Here is a 19,526-nt window from a genome sequence, read left to right as displayed (position 1 = left end):
TCGGAGGTTAGCGCCCCCGGAGCGCGATGATAAGGCCCGCCGCGAAGATCAGGCCGATCCCGGCCACCGCCCGCAGGTCGAGGAGATCGCCCCAGAGCACGAAGGCCCAGAAGGCCGAGGCCGGCAGGATCACATATTCGAAGATCGCCACCCGGCTCGCCTCGGCGATCTGGTAGGCCTTGATCATCAGCCCGACGCCGATCAGCGATCCGGCCGCCTGCACGAAGGTCCAGAAGAGGAAATCCGGCGAGGGCCAGACCAGCCCGCGCAGGATGAACCCGTCCGCGCCCTCCGGCACCGCGGGCTGCCAGAGCGCCAACACCGCGCAGCCGATCAGGCCGAGGAACCCGAGCATCGCGAAGAAGCCCAGAAGCAGCGTCTCGGCACTCTCGCCCTCGCACCATTGCCGCGTCGCGATATTGCCAAGCGCATAGAGCGCGCCCGCCGCGATCGGCAGCACCGTCGCCAGGCCGATCGCACCGCCCTGCCCCGGCCCGAGCACGAGAATCGCCCCGGCGAAGCCGAGCACGACGCCGGCGACCCGGAACGGGCCGATCGGGATGCCGAAGGCGAAGCGCGAGATCAGGAGCGTGAAGATCGGCGCGGTGAAGAGCCCCGCCGCCACCGTCGCCACCGGCAGGAAGGCGAGGCAGCCGAAATAGATGAACATCGCGACCCCGTGGATCGCGCTGCGCAAGGCGACCGCCCCCGGTTTCCGAGGCCGGAGCCTCAGGCCAAGCGGCACCGCCACCAGCGCCACGATCGCGAAGGCCATCACGGTGCGGGTCGCGTGGAACTGCCAGAGCCCGGCCTCGCGCGCGATCACCTGGACGTAATTGTCGGTGTACCCGATCGCCAGCGCATAGCCGAGGATCGCGACCGCGGCGAGCAATGTGCGGTTGGTCTCGGGCATTATCGTCGCGGTCGCCATGGTCTCTCCGGATGTCGGTTCATGCTTCCCAACAATCTCAGCCATCGGCAATAATCGCGTCCGTTAGCGACACGGGACCGGTCGGGGAGGACCAAATGGGCTGGATGGCGGACGAAACCGGGCTGGAACGCAATGCGGCGAATTTCGTGCCGCTGACGCCACTCTCCTTCCTCGCGCGGGCGGCGGATGTGTTCGCGGGCCATACCGCGCTGGTCTATGGGACCACCCGCCGCAGCTACGCCGAGTACCATGACCGGGTGAGCCGGCTCGCCTCGGCGCTCGCCAGGCGCGGCATCGCGCCGGGCGACGTTGTCGCCACGCTTCTGCCGAACGTGCCCGCGCAGGCCGAGGCGCATTTCGGCGTGCCCGCCGCGGGCGCCGTCCTCAACACGATCAACACCCGGCTCGATGCCGACACGGTCGGCTACATCTTCGGCCACGGCCAGGCGAAGCTCGCGCTCGTCGACACCGCTTTCCTGCCGCTCGCCGAGGAGGCGGTCGCGCTGATGGAGGGGCCGGCGCCCGAGATCATCGAGGTTCCCGATCCGCACGCCGGCCATCCGGCAAGCGGCCGCTACACCGAGTACGAGGCGCTCCTCGCCACGGGCGACGCCTCGGCGCCGTGGAAGATACCCGAGGACGAATGGGAGAGCCTCGCGCTCAACTACACCTCCGGCACGACCGGGCGGCCGAAGGGTGTGGTCTACCACCACCGCGGCGCCTACCTGCTCTCGATGGGCACGGCGGTGAGCTGGAAGGTCGGCATCCATCCGGTCTACCTCACCATCGTGCCGCTCTTTCACTGCAACGGCTGGTGCCACACCTGGATGATGCCGACCGTCGGCGGCACGGTGGTCTGCTGCCGCGACATCACCGCGAAGAACATCTACGACGCGATCGCCGACGAGGGCGTCACCCATTTCGGCGGCGCGCCGATCGTGCTCAACTCGATCATCAACGCGAAGGACGGCGACCGCCGCAACTTCGACCACGTGGTCGAGGTCTACACCGCCGGCGCGCCCCCTCCCGCCGCGACCCTCGCCGCGATCGAGCCATTGGGCTTCCGCGTCACCCAAGTCTATGGCCTGACCGAAACCTACGGCCATGTCACCGAATGCATCTGGCGCGACGACTGGGACGCGCTGCCGCAGGAGGAGCGCGCGGCGATCAAGGCCCGCACCGGGGTCCTGATGCCGATGATGGAGGACATCACCGTCCACGACGAGAAGGGCCATCCGGTGCCGCGCGACGGCCAGACCGTGGGCGAGATCGCGATCCGCGGCAACGCCGTGATGAAGGGCTACTACCGCAACCCCAAGGCCACGGCGGAGGCGTTCAAGGGCGGCTTCTTCCGCTCCGGCGACATCGCCTTCCAGCACGAGGACGGCTATATCAAGATCACCGACCGCGCCAAGGACATCATCATCTCGGGCGGCGAGAACGTCTCCTCGGTCGAGGTCGAGGGCGCGCTGATGCACCATCCCGCGGTGTCGCTCTGCGCCGTGGTGGCGAAACCGGACGACAAATGGGGCGAGGTGCCTTGCGCCTTCGTCGAGCTGAAGGAGGGGCGCGAGGCGACCGAGGCCGACCTCATCGCCTTCGTCCGCACCCGGCTCGCCGGCTTCAAGACCCCGAAGAAGATCGTCTTCTGCGACCTGCCCAAGACCTCGACCGGCAAGGTCCAGAAGTTCGAACTCCGCGCCCGCGCGAAAGACCTCTGACCGCGCACCACACTTCATCTTGCCCGAAATATCCTCGGGGGGCGCGGGGGGGGGGCAGACAGCCCCCCGCCGCCGAACACCCGCGCGCCCGCTCCCCAATTGTTCGCCCCCCGCCGATCGGTTATCCTCGCCCCGAACGAGGCAGCGAGCAGGCCCGCCCCGCCCATGACGGCGCTCAAGGAATATCAGCGGCTGGAATGCACCGGCCTGTGGCGCGACGCCGCCGACGGGCAAAGGCGCGAGGTCATCGTGTCCTTCGGCGACGCGACGCTGGTGATCTCCGAGACCCGCAGCGCCCGCGCGCTCACCCACTGGTCGCTGCCCGCCACCCACCGCCGCAATCCAGGCCGCCGCCCCGCGTTCTACAGCCCCGGCCCCGACGCCGGAGAAGAGCTCGAGATCGATGACGAGGCGATGATCGCCGCGATCTCCAAGGTCCACCGCCTGATCGCGGCGCGCCGCCCGCATCCCGGAAGACTTCGCGGCATCCTCCTTGGCGCGCTCCTCGTCGCGGTCCTCGCGCTCGGCCTCGCCTGGATGCCGCAGGCGCTGATTCGCCACACCGCCGAGGCGCTCCCCTTTTCCAAGCGCCAGGAGATCGGCCGCGCGGCTCTCGCCGACCTCACGCGGCTCACCGGCCCGGCCTGCGCCGCGCCCGAGGGGCGCGCCGCGCTCCAGCGGCTGCGCAACCACCTCGTCGGCGCCTCGGGCGACGTGATCGTCGTGCCCGACGCGCTCGGCCGCGCGGCGCACCTGCCCGGCGGCCTGATTCTCATAGCCCGGCCGCTGATCGAGGCGCAGGACACACCCGAACCCGCCGCCGGCGCAATTCTCGCGGAAAGCCAGCGCCTCCTCGCCGACGACCCGATGATCGACCTTCTTGACCACGCCGGGCTGCGGGCGACGCTGGCGCTGCTCACCACGGGCGACCTGCCCGCGGGCGCGCTCGCGGGCTACGGCGAACGCCTGCTGGCCCGCGCGCCCGCGCCGGTCACGGACCAGGGGCTCCTGAAGCGCTTCGCGGCGGCGGGCCTGCCCGCCACGCCCTATGCCTACATGCTCGACCCGAGCGGCGAGAGCGTGCTCGGCCTCATCGAGGCCGATCCGTTCCGCAAGATCGCCCCGCCCGGCCCGATCCTGTCGGACAGCGACTGGGTCGCGCTTCAGGGAATCTGCGCCAACTAGGGGCGCGGGAAGGCGTCGCTGAAACCCGCCCTGCGCACCGCTTGCAGCGCAGCGGCCAGCGCGCCGGGGTCATCGAACGGCCCGGCAAGCACGGTATTTATCTTCCGTCCCCTCGCGCGCTCCTCGACCACAGCCGCACCAAAGCCGAGCTCGAAAAGCTTGGCCGCCGCGCGATCGACCCGCGGCATTCCGACGAAGGCGCCCACCTGAATGTAGCGTCCGCCCGCCGCCTCCGCGCGCGAGAGCGATGCGACCTCCCCAACCCGGACCTCCGGCTCTGCGACAGCGGCCGGTTCCGGCTCGGCGACGGCGGCCGGTTCCGGCTCGACCGGCTCCGCCACAGCGGGCGGCGGGGCCTCAGCCGGCTCGGCAACCTGCGGCTCGGCAACCTGCGGCTCGGGCGTCTCGGCCTCCGGCGCCTCGATCTCGGGCGCCACGGCCTCAGGCGTTTTCGCCGTCAGCAGCTCCGCCGGGGGACCATCGGGAAAGGTCGGCTCATCGCCGCAGATCGGCGTGCGGTCGCGCGCGAGCCGGGGCTTCCATGCCACCGTCCCGCCGGCGTCTTCCCGCAGGAAGACGCAGCCCGCCGTGTCGACGTAGCGGTGCCCTTCAAAGCCCGCCGGCGGCTCCTCCGACGGAGCGTACGGCTCCGTGCCGGACTGCGCAGCGGCGGCGCCCACAGTGAGGAACGTCACAAGAGCGGTCGACAATACCTGCCTTTTCACCTGCATTACCCGCCTCGGTTCTTGGTCCCGGCAGGATGCCAAAGGCCACCGGAAACGTAAAGGACAAAGCCCTATCTGGTGCCGAACATGCGGTCGCCCGCATCCCCTAGGCCGGGCACGATATAGCCGTGTTCGTTCAGCCGCTCATCCACCGCCGCCGTCACGATCGGAACATCCGGATGCGCCTCCTTCATCCGGGCGATGCCCTCGGGTGCCGCCAGAAGACACATGAAACGGATATTGTTCGCCCCCGATTTCTTCAACAGATCCACCGCCGCCGCCGAGGAATTGCCGGTCGCGAGCATCGGGTCGAGCACGATCACCAGCCGGTCCTCCAGCTCGGCCGGCACCTTGTAGTAATACTGCACCGGCTGCAGCGTCTTCTCGTCGCGGTAAAGCCCGACGAACCCCACCCGCGCCGCCGGGATGAGCTCAAGCACCCCGTCGAGAAGCCCGTTCCCGGCCCTGAGGATCGAGATCAGCGCGAGCTTCTTGCCGGTGATCACCGGCGCGTCCATCGCGCAGAGCGGCGTCTCGATCCGCTTCGTCCCCATCTCCATCTCGCGGGTGATCTCGTAGGCCAGGAGCTGGCTGATCTCGCGCAGGAGCCGGCGGAAGGAATTGGTCGAGGTCTCCTTTTCGCGCATGATCGTCAGCTTGTGCTGGACGAGCGGATGGGTGACGACGGTCAGATGCTCAAGCATGCGCTATCTCCAGTTTCTTCAGTATGTTTTCGCGCGTTTTCTCATCGCAGAACGCGGCCTTGGCCGAGGTTTTCGCGATCTCGTCGAAGACGCCCTCGTCCCAGTCGAAAGCCGTGGCCAGACGGTCGTATTCGCGCGCCATCGTGGTGTGGAAAAAGGGCGGGTCATCGGTCGAGACCGTCACCTTGACGCCCCGCTCGCGCAACCCGTGGATCGGATGGGACCGCCAGTCCTGATAGAGACCGAGCGCGATGTTCGACCCCGGGCAGACCTCGAGCACGATGCCCCGCTCGGCCAGCTCGTCGACGAGCGCCAGATCCTCGATGGCGCGGACGCCGTGGCCGATCCGCTCCACATTGAGGTCGCGAAGCGCGTCGCGGACGCTCTCCGGCCCGCCCCATTCGCCGGCATGGGCGGTGAGCCGCAACCCGGCCTCGCGCGCCGCATCAAAAGACCAGGTGAAGTCCTTGGGTTTTCCGGATTTTTCGTCACCGGCCAACCCGAAGCCGACGATCCAGTCGCCCGCCGTCTCGGCGGCACAGAGCGCAACCTCCTTAGCCTTCTCGGGACCGAAATGCCGGATCGGCGTCACGATGCCCCTGAGCACGATCCCGTCGCGCCGTTCGGCGAGGTCGGCCGCCTCGCGGATCGCATGAAGGAATTCCCGCCAGGCTGAGAGATCGCGGCCGCCGCAGAAGTCGGGGCTGAGGAAGGTTTCCGAATAGATCACGCCCGCCGCCGCGCTTTCCTCGAGCACCGCGAGCGTCAGGCGATAATAGTCCTCGGGCGTCTTCAGGGGCTCGGTCGCCGCCTCGTAGACCTTCAGGAAGTGCCAGAAATCGTCGTAAGCATAGTTGCCCCGCTCGTCGAAGATGCGCGCGATATCGACCTTCTTCTCGGCGGCGAGGCCGCGGATGAAGCCGGGCGGGGCGGCGCCTTCGAGATGCAGGTGCAGTTCGACCTTGGGCAGCAGGCCACTCATGCGCGCCCCCGGTGTCGGTACGACGGCTGTACGGCGGCTGTACGCACATAGCACACCGGGGCGACGGGGCGTTCGAAGCCAAACGGTCTCACAGGAAGCTCCTTCCCGGCCCCTGCGACGGCACCCCGAGATGGGCCGCGATCGAAGCGCCGACATCGGTGAAGCCGACATGGCCCAAGCCGCGAGCCCCCGCGCCGTGGGCGACGACCGGCACCCGTTCGCGGGTGTGATCGGTGCCGCTCCAGGTCGGATCGTTGCCGTGATCGGCGGTGAAGACCGCGAGATCGCCGGGTCTCAGCTTCGCGAGGAACAAGCCGACCTGCCCGTCGAACCATTCGAGCGCGCGCGCATAGCCCGACACGTCGCGCTGGTGGCCGTAGAGCGTGTCGAACTCGACGAAGTTCGCAAAGGTCAATGAACCGGGCTCAGACGCCTCGGCGGAAGCGAGCAAATGTTCGAAAAGTGCAACGTCTGGACCCTTCTTCACATCGTCGATACCCCGCCGCGAGAAGATGTCGCCGATCTTTCCGATCGCATGGACCTTGCCGCCCGATCCCTGCACCCAGTCGCAGAGCGTGGCCGATGGCGGTTCGATCGCATAGTCGTGGCGGTTCGCGGTGCGGCGGAAGTTGCCGCATTCTCCGGTGAAGGGTCGCGCGATGACGCGGCCGACCTTCATCGCGTGCAGCGTCGGCGCAAGCTCCTCGCAGAGCTTCAAAAGCCGGTCGAGCCCGAACGCCTCCTCATGCGCGGCGATCTGGAACACGCTGTCGGCCGAGGTATAGCAGATCGGCCAGCCGGTCCGCAGATGCTCCTCGCAATGGGCCTCGATGATCGGCATGCCCGAGGCATGGCAATTGCCAAGCGTCCCCCCGGTCCCGGCAAGCCGCGCGACCTTTTCCACAAGTTCGGCCGGAAAGGCGGGCTCGCTGTCGGGGAAATAGTGCCAGTCCCAGGGCACCGGCACACCGGCCAGTTCCCAGTGACCCGAGGGTGTGTCCTTGCCCTTCGATACCTCGGTCGCCGCGCCCCAGAGGCCCTCAGGCTCGGCGTCGAACCCCTCCATCGCCGCGCCGGACGCAAGCCGCACCGCCGCGCCGAGGCCAAGCGCGTCGAGATGCGGCATCCGCAGGGGGCCCGACCGCTCCTCCTCCGCCCGCCCGGCCGCGCAGGCTTCGGCGATGTGGCCGAGCGTGTTGGCGCCGGTATCGGGCCGGTCGCCGTTGAAGAAGGCGCCGGCATCGGGGGCGCCGCCGGCGCCGACGCTGTCCATCACGATCAGGAACGCGCGCGCCATCAGCCGATCCTCTTGTGGATCAGCACCGGCTCGTCCGGCTCGTCGTCCTCGATCCGGATCGCCGCTCTCACCGACGCCACCGCCGCCTCGGCGGCGGCAGGCGTGGCGGCGTGGATCCGGACCAGCGCCTCGCCCTTCTCGACCGGCTCGCCGACCCCCATGATCTGCGACAAGCCGACCGAGGGGTTGATCCGGTCGCCGTCCCGGAGCCGCCCGCCGCCGAGATGGACCACCGCCTGGCCGAGCATCTCGCCGTCGATATGGGCGACGAACCCGTCGCGCGGGGTCACGAAATCCACGACCACCGGCGCGGCCGGCAGCCGGTCGGGATAGCGCTCGACGAAATCCGACGGCCCGCCGAGCGCCGCGACCATGCGCCCGAAGGTCTCGGCCGCGCGGCCCGATTCCAGCGCCTCCTCGATCTGGTCCGCCCCCTCGCCCGCGTTGTCTGCGAGCCCGGCAAGCGCCAGCGCCTCGCCGCCAAGCGCCACGGTCACGTCCCACAGGGCCTGGTTGACCTCGACCCCGGTCAGCGTCTCCATCACCTCGATCACCTCAAGTGCGTTGCCGGCCGAGGCCGCTAGCGGCTGGTCCATGTCGGTGATCAGCGCCACCGTCATGCAGCCCGCGCCGTTCGCGGTCGAGACCAGCGACTGCGCCAGCGCCTCTGCCTCCGGCAGCGTCTTCATGAAGGCACCGGAGCCGACCTTGACGTCGAGGATCAGCGCCTCGAGCCCGGCGGCGAGCTTCTTCGAGAGGATCGAGGCGGTGATCAGGTCGATCGACTCCACCGTGCCGGTCACGTCGCGGATCGCATAGAGCCTCCGGTCGGCCGGCGCGATATCGGCGGAGGCGCTGACGATGGCGCAACCGATCTCGGCCACGAGCCGGTGCAGTTCTTCCACCGAGACGTCACAGCGGTAGCCGGGGATCGCCTCAAGCTTGTCGAGCGTACCGCCCGTGTGGCCGAGGCCGCGCCCAGAGATCATCGGCACGCAGGCGCCGCAGGCCGCGAGCGCCGGGGCGATGAGGAGCGAGGTGCAGTCACCAATCCCGCCGGTCGAATGCTTGTCGACCACCGGCCCCGGCAGCTTCCACTCGAGCACCCGTCCGCTGTCGCGCATCGCCCGCGTGAGCGCGACCCGGCCGTCTGCGCCAAGCCCGTTCAGGAGCACCGCCATCGCGAAGGCGCCGGCCTGCGCGTCGGTCACCTCGCCCGAGGCTAGCCCGTCCGCGAACCAGGTCGCGGCTTCGTCCTCCAGCCCCCGTCGATCCCGGACGCCCGCGATGATCGAGCGTGCATCCATCTCAGCCGCGGCCCATGTGCTCGACCCCGAAGCGGCCGGGCAGGAGGTCGCCGATCGTGGTCTCCATGATCTTGCCGTCCAGCGTCGAGAGCGTCACGGCGACGTCGTGGCGGCCGAACTCGGCCAGCTTCTGGCGGCAACCGCCGCAGGGCGAGATCGGCAAAGGGCTGTCGGCAACGACGGCGACCTCGGTCAACTCGGTCTCGCCGGCCGCGACCATCGCCGCGATCGCACCCGCCTCGGCGCAGGTACCTTCGGGGGAGGCCACGTTCTCGACGTTGCAGCCGGCATAGACCCGGCCGGAGCGGCCGCGTACCGCCGCGCCGACTTTGAAATGGGAATAGGGCGCATAGGCGTTTTCCCTGACCGCGCGCGCAGCATCCGTGAGCGACATCACACCCTCCTTGTTACCGCTCCGAGACTGCGTCCGCAGCCGCGCCGATGCAAGGTCGCTCGGCCGTTTCGACGGCGAAACCTGGCGCCTTGCGAATTTCCGCGTGCCCGGAGCTCCGGGCGTGATATGACGATCAGCAAACCGGCGCCTCGGCTGTGCAAAGGGACTTTCGCGACGCCGCAATATAGTTTAATGCTAAACGAGTTTTCACGGGGAGGATGAGGCATGGACGACGCCCGGCAGGAAAACGCGCGGCAGGCCGCGCTCGAATACCACGAATTCCCCAAGCCCGGAAAGCTCGAGATCCGGGCAACGAAGCCGATGGCCAACGGCCGCGACCTTTCCCGCGCCTACTCGCCCGGCGTCGCCGAGGCCTGCCTCGAAATCAAGGCCGATCCCGCTACCGCCTCGCGCTACACCGCACGCGGCAACCTCGTCGCGGTGGTGACGAACGGCACCGCCGTCCTCGGCCTCGGCAACATTGGCGCGATGGCCTCGAAGCCGGTGATGGAGGGCAAGGCGGTCCTCTTCAAGAAATTCGCCTCGATCGACTGTTTCGACATCGAACTGAACGAGCCCGACCCGGTCAAGCTCGCCGAGATCGTCTGCGCGCTGGAGCCGACCTTCGGCGCGATCAACCTCGAGGACATCAAGGCGCCCGACTGCTTCATCGTCGAGAAGATCTGCCGCGAGCGGATGAACATCCCGGTGTTCCACGACGACCAGCACGGCACCGCGATCGTCGTCGGCGCGGCAGCAACTAACGCCCTCCACGTCGCGGGCAAGGCGTTCGACAAGATCAAGGTGGTCTCCACCGGCGGCGGCGCGGCCGGGATCGCCTGCCTCGACATGCTGCTGAAGCTCGGCGTCCGCCGCGAGAACGTCTGGCTTTGCGATCTTGAAGGGCTCGTCTACGAGGGGCGCGAGGCGCAGATGACGCCGCAGAAGGCCGCCTATGCGCAGGGCAAGACGCCCGCGACGCTCGACGAGGTGATCGAGGGCGCGGATCTCTTCCTCGGCCTCTCCGGGCCGGGCGTGCTGAAGCCGGAGATGGTCGGGAAAATGGCCGCGCGGCCGATCGTCTTCGCGCTTGCCAACCCGACGCCTGAGATCCTGCCCGACGAGGTCCGCTCGGTCGCACCGGATGCGATCATCGCCACCGGGCGCTCGGACTTCCCCAACCAGGTCAACAACGTCCTCTGCTTCCCGTTCATCTTCCGCGGCGCGCTCGACGTCGGCGCGACCGAGATCAACGACGCGATGCAGCTGGCCTGCATCGATGGCATCGCAGCACTTGCCCGCGCGACGACGAGCGCCGAGGCCGCAGCCGCCTATCGCGGCGAGAAGCTGACCTTCGGGGCGGATTACCTGATCCCGAAACCCTTCGATCCGCGGCTCATCGGCACGGTCGCCTCGGCCGTGGCGGCGGCGGCGATGGAGACCGGCGTCGCCACCCGCCCGATCGACGATCTCGAGGCCTACAAGCAAAAGCTCCAAGGGTCGGTCTTCAAATCCGCGCTGATCATGCGCCCGGTGTTCGAGGCCGCCCGCTCCGCGAGCCGCCGCATCGTCTTCGCCGAGGGCGAGGACGAGCGCGTCCTGCGCGCCGCCAACGCGATGCTGGAGGAGATGACCGACCGGCCGATCCTGATCGGGCGACCGGAGGTTATCGAGCGGCGCTGCGAACGCGCCGGCCTGCCGATCCGGCCCGGTAGTGATTTCGAACTGGTCAACCCGGAAAACGATCCGCGTTACCGCGACTACTGGGCCAGCTACCACGATCTGATGGCACGCCAGGGAGTCACGCCGGATCTCGCCCGCGCGATCATGCGCACCAACACCACCGCGATCGCGGCGATCGCGGTCCACCGGGGCGATGCCGACAGCATGATCTGCGGTACCTTCGGCCAGTATCTATGGCACCTGAACTACATCCGCCAGGTCCTGGGGCGCGACGGGCTCACGCCGCACGGCGCACTGAGCCTGATGATCCAGGAGGACGGGCCGCTCTTCATCGCCGACACCCATGTCAACGCGGTGCCGACCCCGCAGGAGATCGCCACCACGATCTGCGGCGCGGCGCGCCATGCCCGCCGCTTCGGCGTCACGCCGAAGGTCGCGCTCTGCTCGCATTCCAACTTCGGCAATCTCGACACCGACTCGGGCCGGCGGATGCGCGCGGCGATGGAGATCCTCGACGCGAAGGGCGTCGATTTCGCCTATGAGGGCGAGATGTCAGCCGATGCGGCGCTCGACCCCGAGTTGCGCGAACGGATCTTCCCCGGCAGCCGGATCGAGGGCCCGGCCAACATCCTCGTCTTCGCCTATACGGACGCCGCCAACACCGCGCGCAACATGCTCAAGATGCGCGCGAACGGGCTCGAGGTGGGGCCGATCCTGATGGGCATGGGCAACAAGGCGCACATCGTCACGCCCTCGATCACCGCGCGCGGGCTCCTGAACGTCTCGGCCATCGCGGGAACCCCGGTCGCCTACTACAGCTGACCCGCCGGGACAGAAAAGAATCGGTGCGGCCGAGTTTTCAGCGGTCCGCCGAAGAAATTTGCAAACCCCGATCTAATTAGCTCCAAGACGCGTAATTCAGGAAGGTTTGCAAAAATTTGCGGACCGCACCATCAACTTTCTGCAAATTTTTTGCGTCCCGCCCCGCTTGTGACCGGTAACACCATTGCGTGGCGCGGACAGCCCCGCATAACTTGCCTCAGGCTTTGGAGGAGGCACGACAATGGGATATTCCGAGATCTATTCTGGCTGGAAGGCGGACCCGGAAGGCTTCTGGATGCAGGCGGCCGGGGCGATCGACTGGGTCAAAGCCCCATCGAAAGCGCTCTTCGCCGAAAAGGCACCGCTCTACGAATGGTTCACGGATGCCGAGGTCAACACCTGCTGGAACGCGGTCGACCGCCATGTCGCGGCCGGACGCGGCAACCAGGTGGCGATCATCCATGACAGCCCGATCACCCATTCGGCGCGCGAGATCACCTACGCCGAGCTGAAGGACCGCGTGGCGGGCCTCGCCGGCGCGCTGAAGGCCAAGGGCGTGGCAAAGGGCGATCGCGTGATCATCTACATGCCGATGGTGCCCGAGGCGCTCGAGGCCATGCTCGCCTGTGCCCGTCTCGGTGCGATCCATTCGGTCGTGTTCGGCGGCTTCGCCGCGCACGAGCTCGCGGTGCGCATCGACGACGCCAAGCCGAAGGCGATCATCGCCGCCTCCTGCGGGTTGGAGCCGGGCCGCGTCGTGCACTACAAGCCCCTCGTCGACGCCGCGATCGAGCAAGCCAAGCACAAGCCCGACTTCACGCTGATCTTCCAGCGTGAGCAGGAGACCGCAAAGCTGGTCCCCGGCCGCGACTTCGACTGGCACGAGGCCCAGGCGGGGGTCGAGCCGGCCGACTGCGTAGCGGTCGAGGGCAACCATCCGGCCTATATCCTCTACACCTCCGGCACGACCGGCGCGCCGAAGGGCGTCGTCCGCGCCACCGCGGGCCATCTCGTCGCGCTCAACTGGACGATGAAGAACATCTACAACGTCGAGGCGGGCGACGTGTTCTGGGCGGCCTCGGACGTGGGCTGGGTCGTGGGCCACAGCTACATCTGCTACGCGCCGCTGATCGCCGGCGCGACGACCATCGTCTTCGAGGGCAAGCCGGTGGGCACCCCCGATGCCGGCACCTTCTGGCGCGTCATCGAGGACCACAAGGTCAAGAGCTTCTTCACCGCGCCAACCGCGCTCCGCGCCATCAAGCGCGACGACCGTGAGGGCGAGTTCATCAAGAAGTACGACATCTCGTCGATGCAGGCGCTGTTCCTCGCCGGCGAGCGCGCCGATCCCGACACCATCACCTGGGCGCAGACCCATCTCAAGGTGCCGGTCATCGACCACTGGTGGCAGACCGAGACCGGCTGGGCCATCGCCGCCAATCCGATCGGCATCGAGGAACTGCCGGTCAAGATCGGCTCCCCCTCGGTGGCGATGCCGGGCTACGACGTGCAGGTGCTCGATGAGGGCGGCCACCCGGTGAAGCCGGGCACGCTCGGCGCGATCGCGGTCAAGCTGCCGCTGCCGCCGGGCACGCTGCCGACGCTGTGGAACGCCGAGGAGCGGTTCCGCAAGTCATACCTCAACCACTTCCCGGGCTATTACGAGACCGGCGACGCCGGTTATGTCGACGAGGACGGCTATCTCTACATCATGGCGCGCACCGATGACGTCATCAACGTCGCGGGCCACCGGCTCTCGACCGGCGCGATGGAGGAGGTGCTGGCCTCCCATCCCGATGTCGCCGAATGCGCGGTGATCGGGGTCGCCGACCAGCTCAAGGGCCAGATGCCGGTGGGCTTCCTCTGCCTCAACAAGGGTTCCAAGCGCGACCATGCCGATGTCGTCAAGGAATGCGTGAAGCTCGTGCGTGACCAGATCGGCCCGGTCGCGGCCTTCAAGCTCGCCACCGTCGTCGACCGGCTGCCGAAGACCCGCTCGGGCAAGATCCTGCGCGGCACGATGGTCAAGATCGCCGATGGCGAGGACTACAAGATGCCCGCGACCATCGACGATCCGGCGATCCTCGACGAGATCACCGTGGCGCTCGGCGGGCTCGGCTATCCGGCAGACCGAGGCTGAGGCTTGGAAAACCTGCCGCGTCCGGACCTTCCGGACGCGGCCGTTTACCTGACGTTTCAGACAGGTTGGCGCACGAGATTTCATCGCGTACAAACATTCCAACATGCAACCGTTACTTGTATCAATCCATTTTCCGCCAATCCAGGGGCGGGCGAGGCCGCGCGATGCACGACAGCGATCCGGTTTCCGTTACGTCAACTAATGAGGCGAGCGATCCCGGCCGTATGACCCTTTTGGGGCACGACTTGCGCGCGGCCGTATCTGACATTATCGGCGGCCTGCGCCTGGTCGATCACGACAGCCTGACCGACGCGACGCGCCTGCAACTTGAGCGGGTGCGCGCCTCAAGCGAGACCCTCGCCCGCCTGCTCGAGGAAGGTTTGGCGATGGTGCTCGGCGAGGACGATTTCGCCGCCACCCACCCCGCCAACCTGCAGATCGCCCGCTTTCTCTACGATATCGAGATGCGCTGGTCCGGCCGCGCCAGCGAGAAGGGGCTCGAGTTCCGTGTCACCCGCGCCGAGGATGTGCCGCATGTGCTGACGCTCGACCGGATCGCGCTCGAGCGGGTGCTGTCGAACCTTCTGTCGAACGCGATGAAGTACACCGACGACGGCACCGTCAGCCTTGACGTGCGGATGGCGCCGTCCGGTGCGCTGCTTCTGTCGGTTGCGGATCAGGGGCCGGGCTTCTCCGATGCGGCGCTGACCCGGCTGTTCGAGTACGAGGGCCGGCCCGACGGGACCGCGAAGCCGGGCCAAGGGCTCGGCATGCACATCTCCAAGCACATGACCGGCCGGCTCGGGGGCAGGATCGCCGTCGAGAACCGTCCCGACGGGGGGGCGCTCGTCACGCTGGAACTGCCGCCCGACACTTGGACCATTGCCGCAACGGAAGCGATGGCGGAACTGCCCGATCTGAGCCGCACCAAGGTACTGGTCGCAGAAGACAACCCCACCAACCAGACGATCATCGCCCACATGCTGTCGAAGATGGGCGCCGAGTTCGAGATCGCCCACGACGGCGTCGAGGCGCTGCACTGGCTCGAGCGCGAGGATTTCGATCTCGCGCTGATCGACATCGAAATGCCCCGGCTCGGCGGGATCGAGGTGATGCGGACCCTGCGTGCCAATGGCCGCATCCATTCGGACATGCCGATCATCGCGGTCACCGCCTATGTGCTGCGTGCCAACCGCGACGCGATCTATGCCGCGGGCGCTGACGCGATCCTCGCCAAGCCGCTTGCCGGGATCGATACGTTCGGCCAGACGATCGCCCAGGTGCTCGGCCGCACCGCGGAACCGCAGGAGCAGTTCCTCGCGACAGAGGAGACCGCCGAGTTCGACCGCGAATGCTTCGACCGGCTCATCGACATCGCCGGCCCGGCGGCGTCGTGCGAGCTGATGGAACGGTTGAACGCCGATCTGCGCAAGACCGAGCGCGGACTCGTGGCGGCCCTCGCCGATGGCGACCGCGCCGCGATCCGGGCCGAGACGCATGTGCTGATCGCGCTCGCGGGCGCCGTCGGCGCCGCGCGGCTTCAGGCCCTCGCGCAGGTACTGAACACGACCGCGCATCGGCGCGAAGCGATCGACCTGTCGACACTCGGCCACGACGCGCTTACCCAGCTCGACTGGCTCATCCGTTTCGTCTCGCAGGAGCGGACACGAATGGGCGACACTGCATGACACGCCGGCCGCTGCTGCTTGTCGAAGACACGCCGTCGCTGCAACTGGTCTACGAATCGGTGTTGAAGACGGCCGGACACGCGGTCCGCTGCGCCGACGACGCCGCCTCGGGCCTGGCGCTGTTTCGGACGCTGCAACCGCCCGTGGTGTTGCTCGACCTGATGCTGCCCGACCGGGACGGCCTCGATCTCCTGAGCGAATTGCTCGCGATCAAGCCCGACACGCGGATCATCGTGATCACCGCGCACGGCTCCATCAACAAGGCGGTCGCGGCGATGCGGGCGGGCGCGCATGACTTCCTCGTCAAGCCCTTCGACGAGCAGAGGTTCCTGAGCGCGATCGGAAACGCCCTCGCCGATGCCGGGCCGGGACCGGCCGCCAAGCCCTCCGGGTCCGTCACCGCGCCGCCGGGCGAGTTTACCGGAACCTCCGAGCCGATGCAGCGCGTCTATGCCAAGATCCGCTCGGTCGCGCGATCGATGGCCACGGTCTTCATCACCGGCGAGAGCGGCACCGGCAAGGAGCTCTGCGCGCAGGCGGTGCATGACCATTCGAACCGCGCCCACGGTCCCTTCGTCCCCCTGAACTGCGGAGCGATCCCGCCGGAGCTCCTGGAATCGGAGGTTTTCGGCCATGTGAAGGGCTCCTTCACCGGCGCAATCGCCGACAAGCAGGGCGCGGCCGCGGCGGCCGATGGCGGCACGCTCTTTCTCGACGAGATCTGCGAGCTTGACCTCAACCTGCAGACCAAGCTGCTGCGGTTTCTTCAGACCTCGACGATCCAGCCGGTCGGCGCCGCCCGTGCGCGCAAGGTCAATGTCCGGATCATCTGCGCGACCAACCGCAATCCGCTGCAGGAGGTTCGCCGCGGCCGGTTCCGCGAGGACCTGTACTACCGGCTCCATGTCGTGCCGATCCACATGCCGCCGCTTCGCGAGCGCGGCGCCGATGTCGTCGCGATCGCCGAGGCCGGGCTGACCCGGTTCGCGCAGGAGGAAGGCCGCAAGTTCAACGGCATCGACCCCGAGGTGGCCACGCTCTTTCAGCGCCTCGACTGGCCGGGCAATGTCCGCCAGCTTCTGAACGTCCTGCGCCACGCGGTGGTGCTGAACGACGGGCCGGCCGTGACCCGGGCGATGCTGCCGATCGAGCTGCATCACGAGCTTGAACACCGCGAGGACGAGACGCCCGAGACCCCGCGCCCGCATGTCACGCTCGAAGGGCTGATCGGGCGGACCCTTGCCGAGGTCGAGCGAATGGTGATCGAGGAGACGATCTCGCGCCACGGCGGCTCGATTCCGAAAGCCGCGCGGGTGCTCGACGTCTCGCCCTCGACGCTCTACCGCAAGATCGAGGCCTGGAAGGCCGCGGACTAGCGGATCAGACGAACTGCTCGCGGGTCAGCCGCTCCTCGAGCCCGTGGCCGGGATCGAAGAGGATGCGGTGGCGGATCGCCGGCTCCGAACGGACCTCGACCGAGACCACGTTAGGCGCCGAGCGGCCATCGGCATCGGCCATGACCGGGCGCTTGGCGGCGTCGAGCACGTCGAAACGCACCTTCGCGGTCTTGGGCAGGAGCGCGCCACGCCAGCGCCGGGGCCGGAACGCGGCCATCGCGGTCAGCGCCAGCACCTCGGCGCCAATGGGCAGGATCGGCCCGTGGGCGGAGTAGTTGTAGGCGGTCGATCCGGCCGGGGTGCAGACGAGCGCGCCGTCGCAGACCAGCTCCTCCATCCTGACCTTGCCGTCGATGGTGATCCGGAGCTTCGCTGCCTGTGGACCGGCGCGCAAGAGCGAGACCTCGTTGATCGCAAGCGCCTCGTGCAAGGTGCCGTCGACGCCGACGGCGCGCATGACCAAGGGGTTGATGACCTCTTCCTCGGCCTCGGCGAGCCGGGCAGTGAGCCCTTCCTCGTCGTATTCGTTCATGAGAAAGCCGATCGTGCCGCAATTCATGCCGTAGACCGGCACGTCCATCGCCTGGGTCGCGTGCAGCGTCTGCAGCATGAAACCGTCGCCGCCGAGCGCGACGATCACCTCGGCCTTCTCGATCGGGGTCGACCCATAGGCCGCCGCGAGCCGGGCGAGCGCGGCCTGCGCGACCTCGGCCTCGCTTGCCAGAAATGTGATCTTCGTCCGCTCCGACACCACTGGCCCCGCTTGCGTTCCTCGTGCATTGATCCACCGACAGGACCGCGAAGACAACCCCATCCGGCGGCGCCACGCCGCGCCGCCTTAGGAAAGTCGCCCCGATGCCGATCCGTCCCCCGCTTTCCCGTCGCTCCGTGCTGGCCGGCCTGACCGCCCTCGCCGCCCCGGCGCTGATCCGCGCGCGCCCTGCCTGGGCCACCGAGGGCCTCCCCTTCGTGCAACCGCCCCTGAGCGAGGGTCAGGCCCTGGACGGAAAGCGCGTCTTCGACCTTTCGGTCGCCCCCGGGGCGCACGAGTTCCGTGCCGGGGTGGAGACCCGCACCATCGGCATCAACGCCCCATTCCTCGGCCCGATCCTTGCGGCCCGCGCCGGCGAGACGCTGCGCATGGACGTGGCCAACGGCCTTGCCGAGCCGATGACGCTGCACTGGCACGGGCTGCACCTACCGGCCGCCGCCGATGGCGGACCGCATCAGTCGATCGCGCCGGGCGCAGCCTGGCAGCCGGAGTTCACCCTTGCCCAGAAGGCCGGAACCTTCTGGTTCCACGGCCATCAGCATGAAAGGACCGGTGCGCATGTCTGGGCCGGCATGGCAGGCGTGATCCGGGTCGCCGATGACGAGGAGGACGCGCTGCCCCTGCCTCGCAGCCACGGCGAGGACGACTTCACCCTGATCCTTCAGGACCGTCGCTTCGATGCCGACGGCCAGATGCCCTACGAACTCAACATGCACGACCGCATGGCCGGGATGCAGGGTGACGTGATGCTGGTGAACGGCCAGATCGGCCCGGTGCTCGAACTCGACGCGCCGCTGATCCGGCTCCGAATCCTCAACGGCGCCAATGGCAGCTTCTACGGTCTCAGCTTCTCCGACGAGCGGACCTTCCACCAGATCGCCTCGGATGGCGGGCTTCTCGCCGCGCCGGTCGCCATGCGCGGCGCGATCCTCAGCCCCGGCGAGCGCGGCGAATACCTTGTCGACCTCTCCGACGGCGCGGCGGTGATGCTTCGCGCCGAAACCTTCGGCGCCGAAGTTGCGATGATGGGCATCACCGGTACGCATGACGTGTTGGAGATCCGGCCGCGCAGGGCCCGCGCGGCGCCCCCCCTGCCCGACCGTCTCGCCGAGCTTCCGGCGCCGCCCAAGGCGACCGGTGCGGCGCGCGACTTCGAGCTGGCGATGACGGGCATGGGCATGATGGGCGATTTCACCATCAACGGGCGGCGCTACGACCACGGGCGCATCGACTTTTCCGTGCCGCTCGGCGCAACCGAGACCTGGACCTGGACGAACCGGACGCCGATGCTGCATCCGATCCACATCCATGACGTGCAGTTCCGCATCCTTTCCCGCAACGGCCAGCCGCCGGCGGCGCATGAGGCGGGGCTGAAGGACACCGTGCTGATCCGGCCGGACGAAACCGTCGCGCTCGGGATGTCGTTCCAGGACTACGCCGATCCCGAGCTTCCCTACATGTACCACTGCCACATCCTCGAACACGAGGATGCCGGCATGATGGGCCAGTTCACCGTGGTCTGACGCGGCGGGCGAAAAGTTTCCTATAGTGGAATTCGTTTCGCCTGCGTATCAAAACAGGTCGGATTCCGCGCTTCCGACCTCCCCCTTCCTCCGCTACAACCCCGCCATCCCGCTGGCCTCAGGAGACGCTTATGGACACCGCAATCCGCGACACCGGATTTTTCACTGAACCGCTTTCCTCCCGCGATCCCGAGCTTTTCGGCTCGATCCGCGACGAGCTTGGCCGTCAGCGCGACGAGATCGAGCTGATCGCGT

The 19,526-nt window shown here is 68.1% G+C and carries 15 protein-coding genes; 7 read left to right on the top strand and 8 right to left on the bottom strand.

Annotated elements, in window-relative coordinates:
* Window positions 1-7: 7 nt before the first annotated feature.
* A complete protein-coding gene (locus tag OEZ60_RS20190) occupies window positions 8-931 on the bottom strand; it encodes a DMT family transporter (protein ID WP_263340256.1) in 924 nt (307 codons plus the stop codon).
* Window positions 932-1,026: 95 nt separating this feature from the next.
* Between OEZ60_RS20190 and OEZ60_RS20185 the strand changes: the two genes are divergently transcribed.
* On the top strand, window positions 1,027-2,652 hold the full coding sequence (locus tag OEZ60_RS20185; protein WP_263340252.1) for an AMP-binding protein: 1,626 nt from the start codon (window positions 1,027-1,029) through the stop codon (window positions 2,650-2,652).
* Between the two features lie 165 nt (window positions 2,653-2,817).
* A complete protein-coding gene (locus OEZ60_RS20180) occupies window positions 2,818-3,837 on the top strand; it encodes a hypothetical protein (RefSeq protein ID WP_263340249.1) in 1,020 nt (339 codons plus the stop codon).
* Here the strand turns inward: OEZ60_RS20180 and OEZ60_RS20175 are convergent.
* The 6 genes from OEZ60_RS20175 to OEZ60_RS20150 form a co-directional block, all read right to left on the bottom strand.
* On the bottom strand, window positions 3,834-4,568 hold the full coding sequence (locus tag OEZ60_RS20175) for an SPOR domain-containing protein (protein WP_263340248.1): 735 nt from the start codon (window positions 4,566-4,568) through the stop codon (window positions 3,834-3,836). The genes OEZ60_RS20180 and OEZ60_RS20175 overlap by 4 nt on opposite strands.
* 65 nt (window positions 4,569-4,633) lie before the next feature.
* Complete coding sequence (gene upp / locus OEZ60_RS20170) at window positions 4,634-5,266, bottom strand: uracil phosphoribosyltransferase (protein WP_263340245.1); 633 nt, start codon at window positions 5,264-5,266, stop codon at window positions 4,634-4,636.
* Window positions 5,259-6,248 carry an adenosine deaminase gene (locus OEZ60_RS20165; RefSeq protein WP_263340243.1) on the bottom strand — a complete coding sequence of 330 codons (990 nt, stop codon included), beginning with the start codon at window positions 6,246-6,248 and terminating at the stop codon, window positions 5,259-5,261. The genes upp and OEZ60_RS20165 overlap by 8 nt, the downstream gene beginning before the upstream one ends.
* An 88-nt stretch (window positions 6,249-6,336) precedes the next feature.
* Complete coding sequence (locus tag OEZ60_RS20160; RefSeq protein ID WP_263340241.1) at window positions 6,337-7,545, bottom strand: phosphopentomutase; 1,209 nt, start codon at window positions 7,543-7,545, stop codon at window positions 6,337-6,339.
* Window positions 7,545-8,852: a thymidine phosphorylase gene (locus OEZ60_RS20155; protein WP_263340238.1), complete on the bottom strand. Its 1,308-nt coding sequence runs from the start codon at window positions 8,850-8,852 to the stop codon at window positions 7,545-7,547. Before OEZ60_RS20155 ends, OEZ60_RS20160 begins: the two co-directional genes overlap by 1 nt.
* A gap of 1 nt (window position 8,853) precedes the next feature.
* On the bottom strand, window positions 8,854-9,246 hold the full coding sequence (locus OEZ60_RS20150) for a cytidine deaminase (protein ID WP_354003571.1): 393 nt from the start codon (window positions 9,244-9,246) through the stop codon (window positions 8,854-8,856).
* Window positions 9,247-9,471: 225 nt separating this feature from the next.
* On the opposite strand from OEZ60_RS20150, the gene OEZ60_RS20145 reads away from it, so the two are divergent.
* From OEZ60_RS20145 to OEZ60_RS20130, 4 genes are all read left to right on the top strand, one after another.
* Window positions 9,472-11,751, top strand: coding sequence for an NADP-dependent malic enzyme (locus tag OEZ60_RS20145; RefSeq protein ID WP_263340234.1), 2,280 nt, complete (start codon window positions 9,472-9,474; stop codon window positions 11,749-11,751).
* Between the two features lie 241 nt (window positions 11,752-11,992).
* The gene (gene prpE, locus OEZ60_RS20140) at window positions 11,993-13,891 is read left to right on the top strand and encodes a propionate-CoA ligase PrpE (protein WP_263340232.1); all 1,899 of its coding nucleotides are present in this window, start codon (window positions 11,993-11,995) and stop codon (window positions 13,889-13,891) included.
* A gap of 224 nt (window positions 13,892-14,115) precedes the next feature.
* Window positions 14,116-15,579 (top strand): response regulator, encoded by a 1,464-nt coding sequence (locus OEZ60_RS20135; protein WP_263340229.1) that lies wholly within the window; start codon window positions 14,116-14,118, stop codon window positions 15,577-15,579.
* A complete protein-coding gene (locus OEZ60_RS20130) occupies window positions 15,576-16,955 on the top strand; it encodes a sigma-54-dependent transcriptional regulator (RefSeq protein WP_263340226.1) in 1,380 nt (459 codons plus the stop codon). Before OEZ60_RS20135 ends, OEZ60_RS20130 begins: the two co-directional genes overlap by 4 nt.
* Window positions 16,956-16,959: 4 nt before the next feature.
* On the opposite strand, the gene OEZ60_RS20125 is transcribed toward OEZ60_RS20130, so the two are convergent.
* The gene (locus OEZ60_RS20125; RefSeq protein ID WP_263340223.1) at window positions 16,960-17,727 is read right to left on the bottom strand and encodes an NAD kinase; all 768 of its coding nucleotides are present in this window, start codon (window positions 17,725-17,727) and stop codon (window positions 16,960-16,962) included.
* 104 nt (window positions 17,728-17,831) lie between these two features.
* Here OEZ60_RS20125 and OEZ60_RS20120 point away from each other — a divergent pair, with 104 nt between their 5' ends.
* Entirely contained in the window at window positions 17,832-19,271 is a 1,440-nt protein-coding gene (locus tag OEZ60_RS20120) for a multicopper oxidase family protein (protein WP_263340221.1), read from the top strand.
* Window positions 19,272-19,526 lie beyond the last annotated feature (255 nt).

It is taken from the genome of Albidovulum salinarum (assembly GCF_025673475.1).
Classification (GTDB): Bacteria; Pseudomonadota; Alphaproteobacteria; order Rhodobacterales; family Rhodobacteraceae; genus Albidovulum; species Albidovulum salinarum.
The sequence above is the reverse complement of the archived record's forward strand: the minus strand, read 5'-3'. Positions and strand labels throughout refer to the sequence as shown.